This window comes from Burkholderia sp. HI2714 (genome assembly GCF_002223085.1).
In the GTDB taxonomy this organism is placed as follows: domain Bacteria; phylum Pseudomonadota; class Gammaproteobacteria; order Burkholderiales; family Burkholderiaceae; genus Burkholderia; species Burkholderia lata_D.
The window spans coordinates 1-2,291 of sequence record NZ_NKFM01000121.1; the positions used below are offsets into that span (position 1 = coordinate 1).

A 2,291-nucleotide genomic window follows, 5' to 3' on the forward strand; every position below is an offset into this window, starting at 1 on the left:
CGCCGCCGGCCAATGCGGTGGTTCACGCTAAGCCGGCCACACGCTGGCACGACCAGATTGTCGGCTACATCAAGGAGAAAGGCATCCATGCGTTCCACCACAAGTACGGGTATGGCAAGCGCGCGCTGGTCGAGGCGCAGATTTCGCGGATCAAACGCTGCATCGGCGCGCGACTGCTGACGCGCCGACTCGAATCGCAGCAGCGCGAGGGCGTGATCATTGCTAACCTCGTGAACCGGTGGAACAGCTTCGGCAAGGCGATTTGCGTCAAGACAGCCTAATTGCGCCCGCAACCAACTGAGCGCATACCCTGTCGAACAAAGCCATCAAATTACAGATTTACTTTCTGTTGAGAGCTTGCCTCACCATTATGCAGAGCGCCATTCTGCTACGCATCTCGCGGTCGTAGCCGGCCAGCGTGGATTTCAGGTTAGGCCCGATCGGCCTTGCCGCTATCGAGGTGGTCGACGCCTTGACCTCTTCAGCCCCATCATCCACCGTGCCCAGCAGCGCATAACCTCGATAGAGCCGCTTGCCCCGCTTGACCGCTGCGACTTCGAGCTGCCCCGCCCCGGCCATGGATTCGAGAATTGGACTGACCATACGCGGGCGCACCCCGAACTTTCTAGCCATGTCGTACGGTTCATAGATGAACCCGGGACGGAACCGCGCCAGGATTTCGTCCGGCGACGGCATGCGAGCGGTCAGTGCCGTACCTTCATCGCGCGTCGACTTCTGCGCCCCCGTCTTCAACGCTTGCATCCCATAGGCTGACCCTGCCTCGTTTTCACGTACAGTATGTCATGCAGCAACGCTTCGAGGCCAGCTCGAATTCCCCGTGAGGGGGCGTTGGTGCACTTGCAGAAATCAGGACAGACTCCCTCTCCCCGAAAGCCGCTATTCGGCGACTCGCTCGCGGCGAACGGATTTCGGGCCGGCGGCAGCCAGCATGCGGTTGAGCACCGCCATACCGATGGCGGTCTCGGCCTGTTGGGCCGCCCAGGAGCGCGCAGTCGCGGCGCGTTCAACGCCTTGTAGCGCCCCATGGTTGTCTCCACCAGGGCGCGCTGCCCGTACCCGGTAGCTTTCTGCCAGTCCAGTCGTCCGTTCTTGCGGATCGCCGCCAGATGACAGTCACGCTGGGTGGGAGGACCCAGTTCGCAGCTGGCCACCGCTGTCGAGCGCGGCGGAATCACGACCTTGATACCCGCTGCGTGCTGCGCGATCGTCTGGTAGGTGGGGGGGGCGCCATCGTACGCGCCGTCCGCAATCACCCGGGTGATCTTGCCATCCATCTGGTCGAGCAGCGGCGAGACCTGCGATGGGTCGTCGGCATGCTGGTCCGTCAGCGTGTGCGCGACGATCATGCCGGTGCCGGCATCCACCGCCAAGTGCAGCTTGTGCCAGCGCCGGCGCGACTGCGCGCCGTGCTTTTCTTCCAGCCCCTGGCCTGCGCCGAACACCTGAAGTCCGGTACTGTCGATGAGCACGTCTAACGGCCCCACTGGCGCTTCACGCGGTAGCGGGGCAGCGTTACCGCCCGGCGACTGACCGTGGTGTGATCGGGCGCCGACAGATTCAGGCCCATCAATGTGATGACCGACCCGAGTAGTTCTTCGGCCTGCCGCAGCGCCATCCGAAACGCCGTGCGCAACATCAGACTGGTCTGGATCGCAACGCTCGAATAAACCTTCGACATGAAATGTCTCTATAATCAGGGTTCGAACTGGACGGGACGAGCGGCTTTGTTCAGCAGGGTCCTTGCGCGGCGACCGTGGGTCCGGTAGAAAGAGCCCCATGATCTAAGTGTTGCTGGTAAACGTGTTTGGAATTTGTTAACTTTGGCGACCCCCATCCGCCGGAGCGTTGAATGAAGTGCGTCGTTATCCTGAATGAAGTCGAGGAGCAAACCTTGCAGCAGTTGTCGATCAATCACCCGTATCAGGACATGCGCACGCGAGCGGCGGCCCTGTTGATGCTCGCGGGCGGCAAACTGCGGCCGATGGCGGTGAGCGAGAAGCTCGGCGTGAGCGGCCAGTCGGTCTACAACTGGGCGCACACCTGGCGTGAGCAGGGCGTGATCGGACTGAGCTTCCCCCGAAATTTCGCTCTCCAAGAGGTCGGGTAAACTCGACGGAATGGAAAGCAAAATTTCGGGGGAAGCTCACACCTCACGCGGGCATCGTGTCGCGGACGGCCGTCGTGAGGCGCTTACCGATAGTCATCGCACCACGGACCTAGCATACCGGATGGGAACATCCACGCGCGCTTGAGGCAGGACCTTCTTCAAC

At 61.9% G+C, this 2,291-nt stretch carries 5 protein-coding genes; 2 read left to right on the forward strand and 3 right to left on the reverse strand.

Annotated features, from left to right (window positions below):
• Positions 1-281 (forward strand): hypothetical protein (locus tag CFB82_RS41265; RefSeq protein WP_256990774.1); only part of this gene is annotated, 281 nt, incomplete at its 5' end.
• A gap of 58 nt (positions 282-339) precedes the next feature.
• Here the strand turns inward: CFB82_RS41265 and CFB82_RS41270 are convergent.
• Genes CFB82_RS41270 through CFB82_RS43655 form a run of 3 tightly spaced genes read right to left on the reverse strand, consistent with a single transcriptional unit; the run spans position 340 to position 1,699 of the window.
• Positions 340-762 carry a hypothetical protein gene (locus CFB82_RS41270; RefSeq protein ID WP_089487933.1) on the reverse strand — a complete coding sequence of 141 codons (423 nt, stop codon included), beginning with the start codon at positions 760-762 and terminating at the stop codon, positions 340-342.
• Entirely contained in the window at positions 750-1,490 is a 741-nt protein-coding gene (locus tag CFB82_RS41275; RefSeq protein WP_179255541.1) for a transposase, read from the reverse strand. Before CFB82_RS41275 ends, CFB82_RS41270 begins: the two co-directional genes overlap by 13 nt.
• 2 nt (positions 1,491-1,492) lie before the next feature.
• Complete coding sequence (locus tag CFB82_RS43655; RefSeq protein WP_179255542.1) at positions 1,493-1,699, reverse strand: transposase; 207 nt, start codon at positions 1,697-1,699, stop codon at positions 1,493-1,495.
• Positions 1,700-1,870: 171 nt separating this feature from the next.
• Here CFB82_RS43655 and CFB82_RS41280 point away from each other — a divergent pair, with 171 nt between their 5' ends.
• Positions 1,871-2,128 carry a helix-turn-helix domain-containing protein gene (locus CFB82_RS41280; RefSeq protein ID WP_143751087.1) on the forward strand — a complete coding sequence of 86 codons (258 nt, stop codon included), beginning with the start codon at positions 1,871-1,873 and terminating at the stop codon, positions 2,126-2,128.
• Positions 2,129-2,291 lie beyond the last annotated feature (163 nt).